Source organism: Dichotomicrobium thermohalophilum, from assembly GCF_003550175.1.
GTDB lineage: Bacteria > Pseudomonadota > Alphaproteobacteria > Rhizobiales > Rhodomicrobiaceae > Dichotomicrobium > Dichotomicrobium thermohalophilum.
On record NZ_QXDF01000001.1, the window covers coordinates 1942388 to 1958211 of the forward strand.

Annotated in this window: 16 protein-coding genes; 14 read left to right on the forward strand and 2 right to left on the reverse strand. The window is 65.2% G+C overall.

Annotated features, from left to right (window positions below; translation table 11 throughout):
* The first annotated feature begins 7 nt into the window (after positions 1-7).
* The 11 genes from puhC to BXY53_RS14360 all read left to right on the forward strand — a co-directional run bounded on the left by puhC (position 8) and on the right by BXY53_RS14360 (position 10055).
* Positions 8-466: a photosynthetic complex assembly protein PuhC gene (puhC, locus tag BXY53_RS09025; RefSeq protein WP_119061493.1), complete on the forward strand. Its 459-nt coding sequence runs from the start codon at positions 8-10 to the stop codon at positions 464-466.
* A gap of 11 nt (positions 467-477) precedes the next feature.
* Positions 478-810: a hypothetical protein gene (locus tag BXY53_RS09030; RefSeq protein ID WP_119061851.1), complete on the forward strand. Its 333-nt coding sequence runs from the start codon at positions 478-480 to the stop codon at positions 808-810.
* Between the two features lie 2 nt (positions 811-812).
* Positions 813-1883 (forward strand): magnesium-protoporphyrin IX monomethyl ester (oxidative) cyclase, encoded by a 1071-nt coding sequence (acsF, locus tag BXY53_RS09035; RefSeq protein WP_119061494.1) that lies wholly within the window; start codon positions 813-815, stop codon positions 1881-1883.
* Positions 1884-1895: 12 nt separating this feature from the next.
* Positions 1896-2888, forward strand: a complete 993-nt coding sequence (gene puhE, locus BXY53_RS09040) for a putative photosynthetic complex assembly protein PuhE (protein ID WP_119061495.1) — start codon at positions 1896-1898, stop codon at positions 2886-2888.
* A gap of 14 nt (positions 2889-2902) precedes the next feature.
* The gene (gene hemA / locus BXY53_RS09045) at positions 2903-4117 is read left to right on the forward strand and encodes a 5-aminolevulinate synthase (protein ID WP_119061496.1); all 1215 of its coding nucleotides are present in this window, start codon (positions 2903-2905) and stop codon (positions 4115-4117) included.
* A gap of 76 nt (positions 4118-4193) precedes the next feature.
* Positions 4194-5258 carry a magnesium chelatase ATPase subunit I gene (gene bchI / locus BXY53_RS09050; protein WP_119061497.1) on the forward strand — a complete coding sequence of 355 codons (1065 nt, stop codon included), beginning with the start codon at positions 4194-4196 and terminating at the stop codon, positions 5256-5258.
* Positions 5255-7090 (forward strand): magnesium chelatase subunit D, encoded by a 1836-nt coding sequence (locus BXY53_RS09055; protein WP_342634969.1) that lies wholly within the window; start codon positions 5255-5257, stop codon positions 7088-7090. The genes bchI and BXY53_RS09055 overlap by 4 nt, the downstream gene beginning before the upstream one ends.
* A gap of 34 nt (positions 7091-7124) precedes the next feature.
* Complete coding sequence (locus BXY53_RS09060) at positions 7125-7574, forward strand: TspO/MBR family protein (protein ID WP_119061498.1); 450 nt, start codon at positions 7125-7127, stop codon at positions 7572-7574.
* A gap of 30 nt (positions 7575-7604) precedes the next feature.
* Entirely contained in the window at positions 7605-8486 is an 882-nt protein-coding gene (gene bchO, locus BXY53_RS09065) for an alpha/beta fold hydrolase BchO (protein ID WP_119061499.1), read from the forward strand.
* Positions 8487-8585: 99 nt separating this feature from the next.
* Entirely contained in the window at positions 8586-9914 is a 1329-nt protein-coding gene (locus tag BXY53_RS09070) for a DUF3422 family protein (protein ID WP_119061500.1), read from the forward strand.
* Between the two features lie 12 nt (positions 9915-9926).
* Positions 9927-10055: a hypothetical protein gene (locus BXY53_RS14360; RefSeq protein WP_280985257.1), complete on the forward strand. Its 129-nt coding sequence runs from the start codon at positions 9927-9929 to the stop codon at positions 10053-10055.
* Position 10056: 1 nt separating this feature from the next.
* Here the strand turns inward: BXY53_RS14360 and BXY53_RS09075 are convergent, their stop codons facing one another.
* Both BXY53_RS09075 and crtD read right to left on the reverse strand, forming a co-directional pair.
* Complete coding sequence (locus tag BXY53_RS09075; protein ID WP_245410399.1) at positions 10057-10863, reverse strand: carotenoid 1,2-hydratase; 807 nt, start codon at positions 10861-10863, stop codon at positions 10057-10059.
* A 47-nt stretch (positions 10864-10910) separates the two neighbouring features.
* Complete coding sequence (gene crtD, locus BXY53_RS09080) at positions 10911-12452, reverse strand: 1-hydroxycarotenoid 3,4-desaturase CrtD (protein WP_119061501.1); 1542 nt, start codon at positions 12450-12452, stop codon at positions 10911-10913.
* Positions 12453-12580: 128 nt separating this feature from the next.
* Here crtD and BXY53_RS09085 point away from each other — a divergent pair, with 128 nt between their 5' ends.
* The 3 genes from BXY53_RS09085 (at position 12581) to BXY53_RS09095 (ending at position 15821) form a co-directional block, all read left to right on the forward strand.
* The gene (locus BXY53_RS09085) at positions 12581-13756 is read left to right on the forward strand and encodes a methyltransferase (RefSeq protein WP_119061502.1); all 1176 of its coding nucleotides are present in this window, start codon (positions 12581-12583) and stop codon (positions 13754-13756) included.
* Positions 13757-13851: 95 nt separating this feature from the next.
* Positions 13852-14799, forward strand: a complete 948-nt coding sequence (bchC, locus tag BXY53_RS09090) for a chlorophyll synthesis pathway protein BchC (RefSeq protein ID WP_119061503.1) — start codon at positions 13852-13854, stop codon at positions 14797-14799.
* A 2-nt stretch (positions 14800-14801) separates the two neighbouring features.
* On the forward strand, positions 14802-15821 hold the full coding sequence (locus BXY53_RS09095; protein WP_119061504.1) for a chlorophyllide a reductase iron protein subunit X: 1020 nt from the start codon (positions 14802-14804) through the stop codon (positions 15819-15821).
* The last annotated feature ends 3 nt before the right edge of the window (positions 15822-15824 follow it).

Genomic DNA, 15824 nt, shown 5'->3' on the forward strand with positions numbered 1-15824 from the left:
AAGTCCGATGAGCGAGAATTCGAACCATACAGGCGTCCCGCTGGCAGCTCTGATCGGTATCTTGCTCTTGATCGGCTTTGCCGTGGGAGCTGTGTTCACCGGGCAGGTGGCCGATGTCGGCCGTGTCAGCATGCCGCCCAGCGCGGAAGTCGACCGGGTGAGCCTGCGCTTCGTCGACCGCCGGGACGGCGCAGTCGAGGTCTACAAGGCGGCAACGGACGAGAGGATCGCGGTTGTCGAGCCGGGAACGGGCGGCTTTATCCGGGGCGTGCTGCGCGGACTTGTGCGCGAGCGGAAGCTGAGCGGCGAAGTGACGCGCACGCCGTTCATGTTGCGGCGCTGGGCCGACGGGCGGTTGACGCTGGAAGATCCTCAGACCGGAAGAGTCATTGATTTAGGGGCATTTGGCGTGACAAACGCGGGGGCGTTTGCAAAATTAATGGTGTCTTCACAGTCCATGCAGTGATGGGTGTCAAGATGACCACACATGCGCCGCAAGCGCCCCTGCCCCAGACAGGCTGGCTGAGACGCAAGAGGTTCGAATTGCCCTGTACCGTACGGGTCGACCACAAGTTCGAAAGCCTTCACGCGGAGGTGGATTTCGGCCAGGTCGTCGATATCCACCCGGGCGACGAGGTGATTGTTCACGGTGCGCCGATCTTCGTGCCCTACGGCGAAACGCATGAAGAAGAGCGCCGCGCCACAGTGGTGCGCGCCACATGGCCGGAGCGGCTCTGGACCCGCCTGACAGGTGATTTCGAGTTCATGGAACTCTGCGAATTCAGCTTCTCGGAAGAGAGGAGACTATAAAGATGTCTGTTGCCGAGGAAACGCCCTACGTCCCGAACGAGACGACGCAGACGGCGCAGCAGAGCACGGTGCTCAGCCCGCGCTTCTACACCACGGACTTCGACAAGCTCGACGCGACGGATGTCAGCAATGTTCGCGGGGAGTGGGACGAACTGATCGCAGAGATGCGCTCCGACCCGAACAAGAACCACTTCGTGCGCGGCGAGGAATGGGACAAGATTGACCTCGACGCTCTGCCCGAAGACCTGCGCAAGGAGTTTGTCGACTTTCTCGTGAGCTCGCTGACGGCCGAATTCTCTGGCTGCGTGCTTTATGCCGAGATGAAGAAACGCGGGACCAACAAGGATGTGTGCGAGCTGTTCAAGTACATGAGCCGCGACGAGGCCCGGCACGCCGGCTTCATCAACGACGCGCTCAAGGACTTCAATATCGGCGTTGATCTCGGCTTCCTGACAAAGTCGAAGAAATACACGTTCTTCCAGCCGAAGTTCATCTTCTACGCGACTTACCTGTCCGAGAAGATCGGGTATGCGCGCTACATCACCATCTACCGCCACCTGGAACGCAATCCTGACAAGCGCTTCCACCCGATCTTCAAGTGGTTCGAGAAATGGTGCAACGACGAGTTCCGCCACGGCGAGGCATTCGCGCTGCTGATGCGGGCCAACCCCCACGTGCTGCAGGGACTCAACAAGTTCTGGGTGAAGTTCTTTATCCTGGCCGTCTACGCGACGATGTATGTCCGGGACCACGCCCGTCCAGCGTTCCACCGCGCGCTCGATGTCGACCCGACCGAGTACGACTATCAGGTTTTCCGCATCACCTCGGAAATCTCCAAGCAGGTCTTCCCGATGACGGTCGACATCGACAGTCCCGCCTTCCGGGCATCGATGGAACGTCTGCGCAAGATTTCCGACGGCATGTCGGCGGCAAAAGAGCGCGGCGGCATCCTCGGTCGATTGAAATGGCTTACCTATAGTGGTGCTGCGGCGCTTGCCTTTGCCCGGCTCTACCTGATTCCGGCCAAAAGCAATGAACTGCCGGCGCAAAGCCGCCTGGTGCCAAGCTGGTAAGGCCTGCGCGCGATGTTGGAATACGGTCTGGCGATCCTCTACGCTCTGTTCATCTGGTGGTTCAGCACCGGCCTCATCCTGTATCTGGACGGGCTGCCGCGCCGAACCTTCAGCTGGAGCATGGTCGTCATGACCGTAATTGCGCTGGCTGCCCTTTACGGTCTATGGGTAAGTGGGACGGACAATTCGATGGGAGGAGCCTACCTCTCGTTCACCTGCGGACTATTAGTCTGGGCGTGGCACGAGCTGAGCTTCCTGACCGGGTACTTGACTGGGCCGCGCCGTACACCCTGCCCCAAGGTGGACAGCTTCTGGGCCCGCTTCCGCTATGCCAGCGAGACGGTGATCCATCACGAGATCGCAATCGCTGCGACAGCGGGGCTTATGGCGATGCTCACCTGGGGCGCGAGCAACCAGATCGGCCTGTGGACATTTGTCATATTGTGGCTCATGCGGCTCAGCGCAAAACTCAACATCTTCCTGGGTGTCGCGAACTTGGCTGAGGAATTTTTGCCGCCGCATCTGCGCTATCTGGAGACCTATTTTCGTCGCCGACCGCTCAACCTGCTGTTTCCGGTCTCGGTGACAGTGTCCACGATCGTGACTGTCCTGATCCTTGAGCGGGGGCTGGCCGAGGGCGTGCCGGCCTGGGAAGCAGTAGGCGCCGTGTTCCTGGGAACGCTGCTCGCGTTGGCGGTGCTGGAGCACTGGTTCCTCGTTCTGCCTATCCAGGCGACGGCGCTTTGGCAGTGGGCGCTCGACGCGCAGCGCACCCGCCGGCGCAAGAATGCCTCCGTGGCGCCTGGCGAGGTCGAAGGGGATGATCTGTTTCAAGTCTTGCCGGTCTCGGCCGGCACAACAAAGCCGGCCAAAGGCATTGAGGAAGCGGCCGGCATTTCCTGGGGCACGCACAGCCCGCTGACGCGGATGCAGTCGTGGGATGTGCCCAACAACAAACCACAAGTGTTTCCTGGGCGTGGGTCTGCGCCGGGCTCGCTGGACTGAAGTGGAGGAGAGCAATGGATTATAACGGGTTTTTCCGCGACCGGCTGGAGGATCTCCGCAAGGAGGGGAATTACCGTATCTTTGCAGAGCTGGAACGCCGGGCGGGGAACTTCCCGCGCGCCAAACAGTATCGCGAGGACGGCGAGGCCGAGGTCACCGTTTGGTGCTCCAACGATTATCTGGGCATGGGCCAGCACCCGGTCGTGCTTCAGGCGATGCACGAGGCGCTGGACCACTGCGGCGCAGGCGCGGGCGGCACGCGCAACATCTCGGGCACAAACCACTACCACGTGTTGCTGGAGCGCGAACTCGCCGACCTCCACGGCAAGGAAGCCGCCCTTCTGTTCACCTCCGGTTATGTATCGAACTGGGCCTCCCTGAGCACGCTTGCCGCGCGCATCCCTGGCTGCGTCGTCTTCTCCGACGAAGGCAACCACGCCTCCATGATCGAAGGCATCCGCCATTCGCGCGCGGAAAAGCGCATCTGGAAGCACAACGACCCGGAAGACCTCGACCGTCAGCTTAGCGAGTACCCGAAAGAGACGCCGAAGCTCGTCGCTTTTGAGTCGGTCTATTCGATGGACGGCGACATCGCTCCGATCGCCGAGATCTGTGATGTCGCCGACAAGCACGGCGCCATGACCTATCTCGACGAAGTGCACGCGGTCGGCCTCTACGGACCGCGCGGTGGCGGGATCGCCGAGCGCGAAGGACTGATGGACAGGCTGACGGTCATCGAGGGCACACTGGGCAAGGCGTTCGGCGTGGTCGGCGGTTACATTACCGGCACAAGGGAGCTTTGCGACTTCGTGCGCAGCTTCGCCTCCGGCTTCATCTTCACCACCGCCCTGCCCCCGGCCGTGGCCGCCGGCGCGATTGCCAGCATCCGGCATCTCAAGCAAAGCTCCATCGAGCGCGAACGACACCAACGCGTGGTCGCCAAGGTCCGCCGCAAGCTGGACGCCATCGGCATCCCGTACCTGCCGAACCCGAGCCACATCGTGCCGGTGATGGTGAAAGACCCGGTCAAGTGCCGCTGGATCAGCGACTGGCTGATGGATCATCACGGCATCTATGTCCAGCCGATCAACTACCCGACCGTACCGAAGGGGACCGAACGGCTGCGCATCACGCCCTCGCCGATCCATACGGATGCCGACATCGACAAGCTGGTATCCGCGCTCAACGAATTGTGGTCGGAATGCGCGCTGGCGCGGGCCGTGGCCTAGCTGTCACCAAAGACTGCTGGCGCGGCCGCGTGACGTGCCAGCAATCAGTCAACGTGCGAGGGAGAGTGGCTGCTTAATGGCTGCGCCTTATCCGTTCTCAGCGATCGTCGGCCAGGACGAGATGAAGCTGGCGCTGATGATCGCGGCGATCGACCCGTCCATTGGCGGCGTTCTGGCCTTCGGCGAGCGGGGCACGGGCAAGTCTACGGCCGTTCGGGCGCTGGCCGCGCTGCTGCCCCCGATCGAGGCGATCGAGGGCTGCCCCTATCACTGCGATCCGGCAAAACCCTGCGGCCTTAGCGAAGCCTGCGCCGCGGCTGCGGAGAGAGGCGCGACGCCGTCCGTCCACACCATCTCTGTTCCGGTGGTCGATCTGCCCTTGGGCGCCACTGAAGACAGGATCGTCGGTGCGCTCGACCTAGAACGCGCCCTCACCCGCGGAGAGAAAGCCTTCGAGCCGGGCCTTCTCGCGTATGCCAACCGCGGCTTTCTGTATATCGACGAGGCGAACCTGCTGGAGGACCACCTGGTCGACTTGCTGCTCGACGTGGCCGCCACCGGACAGAACATCGTCGAGCGCGAAGGCCTGAGCATCCGTCACCCGGCGCGCTTCGTTCTGGTGGGCAGCGGCAACCCGGAGGAAGGCGAGTTGCGCCCGCAGCTTCTCGACCGCTTCGGGCTGTTTGTGGAAGTGGCCGCGCCGCGGGATCTGGACGAGCGCGTGCAGGTGATCCGCCGACGCGACGCGTTCGAACGCGACCCATCCGCCTTCCACGAGGCGTGGCAGGCTGAGGAGGATGGCCTGCGCGCATCGATCGCCGGGGCAAAGGAGAGCCTGAACGAGGTCGACGTGCCGGATGAGGTCGTTGCGCGAGCCGCGGAGCTGTGCGTAAGCCTTGGCACCGATGGGTTGCGCGGGGAGTTGACGCTCATCCGCGCAGCGCGCGCGCTTGCCGCGCTGGAGGGCGCCCCGGCGGCGACGCAGGACCACTTGCGCCGCGTTGCCCCGGCCGCACTGCGCCACCGTCTGCGGCGCGATCCGCTCGATGAAGCCGGCTCGGGCGTGCGCGTCGACCGTGCCATCGGTGAAATTTTCGGCGGGGAAACGGGCCGGGACGCGGCCCGTACAGCGGCACAGTGAGCGGCCAGGACGGCCCCGGCCTCGAGCATGGCGCGCACTGGCGCGGCGACATGCTCGTGGCGGATTCGCTTCCCTTCGAGGCCGATACCGGCCCGACCGCTTGGCAGAACGCCCTGTTGGCCGCCGCGCTGTTCGCGGTCGATCCTGTCGGCCTCGGCGGCATCACGATCCATGCCCATGCCGGCCCGGTCCGCGATCAATGGCAAGCCTATCTCGACTCGCTCTGGCCCGCCGATACACCGCGCCGCCTTGCCCCCCCGAATATCGCCGATGACCGTCTTATCGGCGGTCTCGATATCGCCGCGACGCTGCGCGCGGGCCACCCTGTGGCCGATAGGGGTCTGCTGGCGGAGGCGGACGGCGGGTTCGTTCTTCTGGCAATGGCCGAGCGGGTGCCACTCTCCACGGCCGCGCGGATCACGGCCGCGATGGACCGCGGCGCTGTGGTGCTGCAGCGCGACGGTCTGGCGATCACCATGCCGACGCGCTTCGGCGTGGTCGCGCTCGATGAAAGCATCGGCGAGGACGAAAGCCCACCCAGCGGGCTGACCGACCGGCTCGCCTTCGCGGTGGACCTGCACGGCGTGTCCTGGGGCGAGGCATCGCAGGACGCCGGCGCGCCCGATGCCGACAAGATCGCCGCGGCCCGCGCGCGGTTGGCCGGCGTTTCTGTGGCAGACGAGATCATCAGGCGGCTCAGCGCCGTCTCGCTGGAACTCGGGATTCCCTCGGCGCGCGCGCCCTTCTTCGCGGTCCGCGCCGCCTGCGCCGCGGCCGCGTTGGACGGCCGCGACGAAGTGAAGGAGGCGGACGCGGTTCTGGCGTCGCGACTGGTGCTCGCGCACCGCGCACAGCAGATTCCTGCCCCGCCGCAAAACGAGGAGAGCCAGGAACCACCGCCCGAGCCGCCGGAGCCGCCAGAGGGACAGGGCGAGACCGAACAGAAAGAAGCCGAAGCGCCTTCACCCGAGGACATCCTGCTCGCCGCGGCGAAAGCCGCGATCCCCGACGGCCTGCTCGACAGCCTGCGCGCGCCAAACATCCGTGCCGGTGGCGCGGCCGGCCACGCGGGGGCCCTCGCCAATGCGAAGGAACGCGGGCGGCCCATAGGCGTCCGCGCTCAGGCGCCCCGCGCAGGCGCACGGCTTAACGTTATCGAAACGCTGCGCGCCGCCGCGCCCTGGCAACGCCTGCGCCAGTCCACCTCGTCTGCGCCGGAGCGCCGCGTCATTATCCGCCCCGAGGATTTCCGGGTCACGCGCTTCAAGCAGCGCAGCGAGACCATGACGATCTTCGTTGTCGACGCTTCCGGCTCCACGGCCCTCACCCGCCTCGCCGAGGCCAAGGGAGCGGTCGAGCTGCTACTCGCCGATTGCTATGTCCGGCGGGACCAGGTGGCGCTCATCGGCTTTCGCGGCCGCGCAGCGGAACTTCTGCTGCCGCCCACGCGTTCCCTGACGCGCGCGAAGCGCAGCCTCGCCGGTTTGCCGGGCGGGGGCGGCACACCGCTTGCATCCGGCTTGAGCGAGGGGCTAAAACTGGCTGGGAGCGCCAAGCGCAAGGGGCAGACGCCGATCCTGGTCCTGTTGACCGATGGCCGTGCAAATGTCGCACTGGACGGGAGCGGCGGGCGCCAGCGCGCACAGGACGATGCACAGTCGCTCGCACGGATGATCCGCGCCGAGGGCTTGTTGGGTATCGTCATAGACACATCGCCGCGCGCGCAGAAGCCGGCACAGCAATTGGCGGATGCCCTGGGCGCGCGTTATGTACCGCTGCCATTCGCCAATGCGGCGTCCGTGTCGCAAGCTGTTCGCGCCGTCTCGGCTTGACGGGATCGCGCGGCCCAACCGAATTGGAGCGCGTGTGTCGTATCTGACGTTTGCCGTATTCTTCGTGATCGTGCTGGTCGCAGCCTCCTCCGGCGCGATTTTCAAGCCGGGCGAGTGGTATCGCCGGTTGCGCAAGCCGAGCTGGACGCCGCCGGACTGGGCGTTCCCGGTGGTCTGGTCGGTGCTGTATTTCATGATCGCGGTGGCCGGCTATCTGGTCTGGATGGCCGATCCGACCTCGCCGGCAATGGCCTTCTGGGCAATTCAGCTCGTTCTCAACGCGGCCTGGTCGTGGCTGTTCTTCGGCCGTCGCGACATGGTGACAGCCCTTGCCGACGTCAGCGGGATGTGGCTTGCCATTCTCGGCTTCATCATCACCGCCTGGCCGCTCTCGCCGATTGCCTCGCTGCTGTTCGTGCCGTATCTGGTCTGGGTGAGCCTCGCGAGCCTGCTCAACTTCACCGTCTGGCGGCTTAACGCGTGAGCCGACGGGCACCAGGATGCGGCGGGCGCGATGAGCGACGGGCTGGACTGGAAGAAAGATGGCGCAGACTGGCCGAACCGAAACTGCAGCGGTTTCGTCGAGGCCGGCGGACTGACCTGGCACGTGCAGCGCATGGGCCAAGGTCCGGTCATCCTGCTGATCCACGGCACGGGCGCATCCACGCATTCCTGGCGCGACCTGGCGCCCCGCCTAGCCCAACGTTTCACCGTCATCGCGCCCGACCTGCCAGGCCATGCCTTCACTGACCGGCCGGCGTCCCGGGAACTCTCGCTGACCAACATGGGGCACCTTGTGTGCAAGCTGGTCGAGGCGCTGGACGTGGAGCCTGCCCTTGTCGTCGGGCATTCGGCGGGCGCGGCCATTGCGCTGCGCATGGTGCTCGACAACTGCATCACCCCGGCGGCGATCGTCAGCCTCAACGGCGCGCTGTTTCCGTTTTCCGGTGTGGCGCGGCATGTGTTTCCGCCGGTCGCGCGGCTAATGCTGCTCAATCCGTTCACCCCCCGTATCTTCACCGCGCAGGCGAAAAGCCCACAGCGCGTCGAGCGGCTCATCGAGAATACCGGCTCCAGGATCGACGACCGGGGGCTTTCGCTTTACAAGCGGCTGTTCCGCGAGCCGGGACACGTGCTGGGCGCGCTCGGCATGATGGCGAACTGGGACCTGAAGCCGTTGCAGGACGCGATGGACAAGATAACCACGCCGGTTGTGCTGGTCGCCACCGAAGACGACCGGGCGATTCCGCCCTCCAACTCGATGCGCGCGCGCGATAAACTGCCGAACGCCAGGGTCGTTTATCTGCGCGGTCTGGGCCATCTGGCGCATGAGGAGGCGCCAGAGCAAATCGGGGAAATCATTGACGAGGCGGCACGCGAGAATGGCGTGCTCTAGGCGAACAGCGCCGTCCGGATCAGCGTTTCGTAAACGAATCCTTGGGCCGCGACATAAATAATCTAGTAGGGAATCGCTCTTTATTTTACAAAACGAATCATGCAGCAGCGACCGATATTGCACGGCAAACAGTTCCCGTCGGATCATCCGCATCGTCAGGCGCTGAACGATGAGGTCCATGCCCGTCCGCCCGAAGAGCTGGTGGCGCCGACGCGGTTGTCCTTTCTCGCCCTGGCGGTTGACGCCGAGCAGCGCAAGCAGAACTTCGATCTGATGTGCGAGCTTGCACAGTCCGCCGGCGTGCCGCCACCCGAGGCCGGTGCGAACCATTACAGCGCGGATCTGGGCGGCTTCCGCCTGAAGTCGGAGCAGCACACCGAGTTCATGCGGTTCATGTTCACCGTGCCCGGCGAGGAAAGCGGGCCCTTTGCCGAGCCGGCGATCCGCGAGGTGCCCCAGGAGTGGCTCTCCCGGCTTGCGGGCGACGTTCTGGTGGCGACCCATGTCATCTTCCTGCCCGGCGGCGATGCACCGCGCGATTATGAGCGAATCTCGGAGGAAATGTTCGATGGCAACCCGCTGGTGGGATCCGCCGTGGGCGGGGGCGTGGGCCGAGCCTACACGGATTTTCGCATCCGTCCCGATGGCTTCAGCCGGCTGTTTTTGGAGGATCACGGGCTGACGCGCCGGCAGGCCGGGCGCACAGTGCAACGCATCTTGGAAATCGACACCTACCGGATGCTGGCCCTGCTGACCTTCCCGCTGGCCAAGCAACTGGCCCCCGAGCTTGGGGAGGCTGAGCAGCGGTTGGCCGAGATAACGACCGCACTGGTGTCGGCCACGCGGACAAACGAGCCGGAACTGCTCGACCGGCTGACCAAACTGCAAGCCGAGATCACCAGCCGCCGCGCCGACAACGACTATCGCTTTACCGCGGCCTCGGCCTATTACACGCTCGTGCAAAGCCGCATCCGCGAACTGCGCGAACAGCGCATCCCCGGCCTTCAGACCTTCGAGGAATTCGTCGGACGCCGGCTGGCACCCGCGATCAACACCTGTCAGACAGTCGCTGAGCGGCAGGCATCCTTGTCCGACAAGGTCGCCCAAGCCACGCAGCTGCTATCGACGCGCGTGGATATCGAGCGGCAGACCCAGAACCAGTCACTGCTGGAGTCGATGGACAAGCGCGCCAAGATGCAGCTCATGCTCCAGCAGACGGTCGAAGGGCTGTCGGTGGCCGCCATCAGCTATTACCTCGTCAGCCTGGTCGGCTACGCGGCGGAAGGCATCGTGAAGGGCACAGGCGTGCCGGCCAACCCCGATGTCATCATGGCGATCAGCATTCCAATCGTCGTCTTCGGCGTCTGGCAAGTGGTGCGTCGCGCCCGCAAGGCGATCGGCAAGTCGCACCGCATCGAGCACATGTAGAGCGGGGGCGGCGTGGTCGATCTTGTCATGGAATACGAATGGGCGATCGTGCTTCTGGGCGTGATCGCCTACGGCTTCTGGGAGCTTTACGCGCTCCGCCGGGACAAGCGCCGTCGCGGCGATTCCGACAGCGAGGCGTGACTCACCAGAATTGGCGGGGCATCCGGTACGGCAGCATCGACTGGACGATCGGTGAGCGGAAGCGATCGAGATGCAATGACTCGTGCATGGCCGTGACCGGCCGTCCGAGCAGTTTCGATGACACCAGTGAGCGCGCGTAAAATGGCGAATCCTCCAGTGTCTTGATAACCCGCGCCGTGCCATCCTCCGACTGGGTACTGCGCGGCATCGTCCAGCCCGTGCGCGGCAGACGCACGGACGGGGGCACGTCGATCTCCCGGACCTCGCCCTTATCATCGAACACCAGCGCCAGCGAGCGGCGGCCTCCGTCGCGCATCGTGACGTCGTAGAGCACCGCCGTCTCCGCACCCATGCTCGCGCGCGACCAGTCCCAATAACGAAAGCCAGCCTCCAACGGTTCGGTGCCGGTATTCATGTCGAGATAAGCCGCGCCCGACCAACCCAGGTCCGGCTTTTCAAGCGCCACCTCGATTCGCGAAACCGGCGAAAGCGGTGACCAGGCATGCCGCTCGTTGTCATCCAGCAGGAAGCTCTTGCCGCTCAGGGGGCTGGGATGAAGCGTGACGGTGCCCCTGATCCTGCCGGGGAACGGCACTGTTGGCTCATCGATATGAACGCGCAGGCGCGTGCCATCCCACGCCAGCGCACTGCGGCGCAGGACGAATTCGTTCTCGCTCCGGCTGATGTGGTCCCTTCGCCGCTCGGTCATTGCCCAGCGGTGGCCGCTCTTGCCGTAAAGCGCGACGTTCAGCGCGCAGTGGTTCAGCGGATCGCGCCGGCCGGCCCAGGCGTAATAGGGGGAGAACACGCTGCCGACAAAGGCGATGATGGTGATACCGTGCTGACCATCATCGCTCAGCGCGTCGAGGTACCACCAGGCGTAACCGCCCGGTAAGACCGGCCGGTCGAAGCGGAGTCCGACAGAATACAGTCCGCGGCCATCTGGCCGGACATCGCCACCATCGGCACGCCAGGCCCAGGGTGCACGCTGCCCCCCGCCAGATACAGGCCGGGTATCTTCGTCCGGCAGCCGGGCCGATTGAAGGATGCCCGCCATCCGTGCGAGGCGGCGCCATAGATCGCGCCGCCCGTCCCGGGAAACCGCTTCTCGAAATGCGCCGGTGTCGAGACGGCGATCGCCTCGGGCTCGCTGCGAACGCTCAGCCCGCAGCGCGCCAGCAGGGAAAATGTCCGCTCCTTGCACTGGTCTATTTCCTCTTCGCTCATGGTGTGTCGGTCGCCGGTGGGCGGCGCGTTGATGATGCAGAGCATGCGCTCGCTGCCATCGCCATTGATGCTGGCGCTATCGTCGCGATCCTGCGCGCAAACATACGTTGTCGGCTCGGTGGGAACGCGCGCGCGCTGAAAGATGTCGCGGAACTCGGCCTCATAGTTGCGGCAGAAGAAGACGTTGTGCCGGACCAGCGGGAAGCCGTCGGTCCGGGCGAGCATCGACAAGGTCACCGCGGAGAGCGAGCGTTGCCGGATCGGCACGCGCGGCGCGGCGGCCGAGGCCTCGCGCCCGAGGATGCCGTGGCCGAGCGCGCCGCTGTCGGCATTGACCAGCACACTGCCCGCGCGCAGCCGCTCACCGGACTTCAGCGCGACACCGGATGCGCGGCCCTTTTCGACGACGATCTCGCGGACCTCCTCGCCGAAGCGGAACACCGCGCCGTGCCGCTCGGCCGCCGTTTGCAGCGCCTCGGCCAGCCGCTTCATGCCGCCCTCGATCATCCACACCCCGTCCAGTTCCACATGCGCGATGAGCATCAGCGTCGCCGGCGCCTGAAACGGCGACGAGCCGCAATACGTGGCATAGCGCCCGAAAAGCTGACGTAGCCGCTCGTCGTGGAAGTATTTCCCAAGCGCCTTCCACAGCGAAACATACGGGTTGAGTCGCAGCAGATCGCTCGTGTTGCGCCAGCCGATCCGCCCGATCATGCCGGGAAAGCTGGGCTGTGGCTGCTGGATGAAGGAATGCTCCAATGTGCGATAGATGCGCGTCGCCTCGGCGCAGAAGGCCTGATAGCGCCGCGCTTCGGCTTTGCCGGCGAACTGGCCGATCGCCTCCACCGAGCGCCGGTGATCGGCGAACAGGTCAAGTTGCTCCCGCTCGCTCCAGGCGTGACGGGCGAGGATGTTGGCCGGCGTGGTCGTCACGTAAGCGTCCAGATCCTCGCCAGCGGCGGCGAAAATCTCTTCGAAGACCCGGCGCAGCGTGAAAACCGTCGGGCCGGAGTCGATACGGGCGTTGCCGACCGCCGCCTCCGCCAACTTCCCGCCGGGCTCCTGCGCCCGTTCCACGACCGTCACAGGCCGGCCCTTCGCGGCCAGGAGCAATGCGGCCGACAGGCCGCCGATCCCGGCCCCCACGATGACGATCTCGTCCGCGCTCACGCTGACACGCCTCCCTGCTTTGAGTCAGGCTTTTGTCAATTTAACATGACATAATCAGGTGACAATCTGAAATGACAGTCGTATGCTGATCTTACGGCGCGCGCCGACGCGCCCGACCGGACAAGCGCATGGCAGACACGACCCATCAAGCTGACCAAGGTCCTGCGGCGGGCCCGGGCGAAACCCTGCGAACGCGCTCGCTCGGCGAGCGGCTGCGGCGCTGGCGGAATCGGCTCGTGCGCAGCGCCGCATTTCAGCGCTGGGCGGCCGCCTTCCCGTTGACCAGCCCCGTCGCACGCAAACGCGCCGCCCGCCTGTTCGACCTGTGCGCGGGCTTTGTCTATTCGCAGATTCTCGCCGCCTGCGTGCGGCTCAAGCTGCTGGAGCTTCTGGATGAGGCGCCCCGATCGGTGGCGGAGGTTGCGCAGGCATGTGCCCTGCCGGAGGACGGCGCGCGGCGGCTGCTGGCGGGTATGGCAGCGCTTGGCCTGGCCGACACCCGGCATGACGGCCGCTACGCGCTGTCGATGGACGGCGCTGCGCTGCTGGGTAATCCGGGCGCCATTGCCATGATCGGCCATCACACGCACTTCTATGACGACCTGCGCGATCCCGTTGCTCTGTTGCGGGGCGAGACAGAAGACACGGCGCTCTCGCGCTTCTGGGGTTACGCGCGCGGCGAAGCGCCCGCCGATCTCAGCGCGGCGGAAACCGCTGAATACACGTCACTCATGTCCGCGTCCCAGTCCCTGATCGCCGAGGACATTCTCGATGGCTACGACCTGTCGCGGCACCGGCATCTGATGGATGTCGGCGGGGGCGACGGCGCATTCATAATGGCGGTCGCCGGCCGTCATCCAGATTTGACGCTCACGCTCTTCGACCTGCCCGCCGTCGCGGATCACGCGTCGCAGCGCATGGCCCGCGCCGGGCTATCCAAGCGCGTGAGCATCGCCAGCGGCGACTTTTTCGCCGACGCGCTGCCGACGGACGCAGACATCATCTCGCTGGTGCGCGTCCTGCTCGATCACGATGACGCCAGCGCGCTGAGAATTCTGCGCCAGGCGCACGCCGCCCTGCCGCCCGGTGGCACGCTGCTGGTAGCCGAAACGCTCTCCGGCGTGCGTGGCGCAGAGACGATCAGCGACGCTTATTTCGGCTTCTACCTGATGGCGATGGGCAAGGGCCGACCGCGCAGTGTCGGCGAGATGCAAAAGCTCCTCACGCAGGCCGGTTTCCGCGACATCCGCCTGAAGCGCACCCGTCGCCCGCTGTTGACACAGCTCATCACCGCGCACCGCTGAACCTGCCGAAAGCTGTAAAACAAACTTGACAACCTGCATGGTCAATTTAAACTGACACTCAGAGCAGATTGGATGCTAGCCGGAAGAGCCCGGGGATGACCGCCCAACTTGACACCACAGCCGTCGTTCTGGAGCGGCCTGAAAAGGTCAAGCTTGACCGCCTGACGCTGCCACCGGTGGGCGAGGACGAGATCGTCGTCGACATTGCCTGGAGCGGCATCAGCACGGGCACGGAGAAGCTGCTATGGAGCGGGCGCATGCCGCACTTCCCCGGCATGGGCTATCCCCTTGTGCCGGGCTACGAATCTGTCGGCCACGTGCGGGAAGCCGGGCCGAATTCCGGCCGCCAGCCGGGTGAAATGGTGTTTGTGCCGGGCGCGCGCTGCTACGGCGAAGTGCGCGGGCTTTTCGGCGGCGCCGCCTCGCGGGTCGTTGTGCCGGGCAATCGCGTCGCGCCCATTCCCGAGACGCTTGGCGAACAAGGCATCCTTCTGGCGCTGGCTGCAACGGCGTACCACGCGCTGGTGATGCGTGCCGGGGAGGAGCGTACGCTCATCGTCGGCCACGGCGTGCTCGGCCGCCTGCTGGTGCGGCTGTCAACAGAGCTTGACACAGGCCCTCCCGTCGTCTGGGAAACCAATGCCGACCGCGCCACCGGCGCGACCGGCTACGAGGTCGTTCACCCCGACAGCGACGACCGCAAGGACTATGCGACCATCTTCGACGTCAGTGGCGATCCGAACCTGCTCGATACCCTGATCGCCCGCCTGACACCCCGCGGCGAAGTCATCCTGGCCGGTTTCTACAGCGAGCGGCTGTCCTTCGCCTTCCCGCCGGCCTTCATGCGCGAAGCCACGATCAAGATCGCGGCCGAGTGGAAGCCGGATGATCTTACGGCGGTTTGCGGGCTCATAGAGGCCGGACGCCTGAACCTCGACGGCCTGATCTCCCACCGCGAAACCGCGGCGCGGGCCGACGAGGCCTACCAGACCGCCTTCAACGACCCCGCCTGTTTGAAAATGATCCTGGATTGGAGAGCGTGACCATGAGTGCTGCCAACGGCGCGAAGCAATCTTCCACCGTCATTGACAACATTCGCGACCAGCTCCGCGACGAGGCGTCGGTCGAGCCCGATCCGGTGCCCGCGGGCGAGCCGACGAAGGAAACGCAGATCATCGCCATCTACGGAAAGGGCGGGATCGGCAAGAGCTTCACGCTCTCCAACCTGTCCTACATGATGGCGCAGCAGGGCAAGCGAGTCCTGCTGATCGGCTGCGACCCGAAATCCGATACGACATCGCTCCTGTTCGGCGGCCGAAGCTGCCCAACAATCATCGAGACTTCGACCAACAAGAAAGCCTCCGGCGAGGACGTCTCGGTCAGCGATGTCTGCTTCAAGCGCGATGGCGTCTTCGCCATGGAACTGGGTGGCCCGGAAGTCGGACGCGGCTGCGGCGGACGCGGCATCATCCACGGCTTCGAGACCCTGGAGAAGCTGGGCTTCCACGACTGGGATTTCGACTACGTTCTGCTCGACTTCCTGGGCGACGTGGTCTGCGGCGGGTTCGGCCTGCCGATCGCGCGCGACATGTGCCAGAAGGTGATCGTCGTCGGCGCGAACGACCTGCAGTCGCTCTATGTCGCCAACAACGTTTGCTCGGCGGTGGAATATTTCCGCAAGCTGGGCGGCAATGTCGGCGTCGCCGGCATGGTGGTCAACAAGGACGACGGCACGGGCGAGGCCCAGGCCTTCGCCGAAGCGGTGGGCATTCCGCTGCTCTCCGCCATCCCCGCCCATGACGAGATCCGCCGCAAAAGCGCGAACTACGAGATCATCGGCGAACCGGGAAGCCCTTGGGCGTCGCTGTTCGAGACGCTGGCGACGAACGTGGCCGACGCCCCGCCGGTCCACCCTGTACCGCTGACGCACGACCAGCTCCTTGGCTTGTTCAAGAGCAAGGATGTCGGCGGCGACTTCCAGCTTCAGCCGGCCACCTTCGAGGAGATGTGCGGCAAGAACTACGTCGAGAAAGCCTCGCTCGAAGTGGTCTACGACGCTGTGTAAGGG

What these genes read in the sequence shown, in the direction of transcription:
- BXY53_RS09095 (WP_119061504.1), top strand. Translation starts at nt 14,802, where the DNA reads ATGAGTGCTGCCAACGGCGCGAAGCAATCTTCCACCGTCATTGACAAC.
- bchI (WP_119061497.1), top strand. Translation starts at nt 4,194, where the DNA reads ATGGCTGCGCCTTATCCGTTCTCAGCGATCGTCGGCCAGGACGAGATG.
- puhC (WP_119061493.1), top strand. Translation starts at nt 8, where the DNA reads ATGAGCGAGAATTCGAACCATACAGGCGTCCCGCTGGCAGCTCTGATC.
- BXY53_RS09070 (WP_119061500.1), top strand. Translation starts at nt 8,586, where the DNA reads ATGCAGCAGCGACCGATATTGCACGGCAAACAGTTCCCGTCGGATCAT.
- hemA (WP_119061496.1), top strand. Translation starts at nt 2,903, where the DNA reads ATGGATTATAACGGGTTTTTCCGCGACCGGCTGGAGGATCTCCGCAAG.
- bchO (WP_119061499.1), top strand. Translation starts at nt 7,605, where the DNA reads ATGAGCGACGGGCTGGACTGGAAGAAAGATGGCGCAGACTGGCCGAAC.
- BXY53_RS09030 (WP_119061851.1), top strand. Translation starts at nt 478, where the DNA reads ATGACCACACATGCGCCGCAAGCGCCCCTGCCCCAGACAGGCTGGCTG.
- puhE (WP_119061495.1), top strand. Translation starts at nt 1,896, where the DNA reads ATGTTGGAATACGGTCTGGCGATCCTCTACGCTCTGTTCATCTGGTGG.
- bchC (WP_119061503.1), top strand. Translation starts at nt 13,852, where the DNA reads ATGACCGCCCAACTTGACACCACAGCCGTCGTTCTGGAGCGGCCTGAA.
- acsF (WP_119061494.1), top strand. Translation starts at nt 813, where the DNA reads ATGTCTGTTGCCGAGGAAACGCCCTACGTCCCGAACGAGACGACGCAG.
- BXY53_RS09085 (WP_119061502.1), top strand. Translation starts at nt 12,581, where the DNA reads ATGGCAGACACGACCCATCAAGCTGACCAAGGTCCTGCGGCGGGCCCG.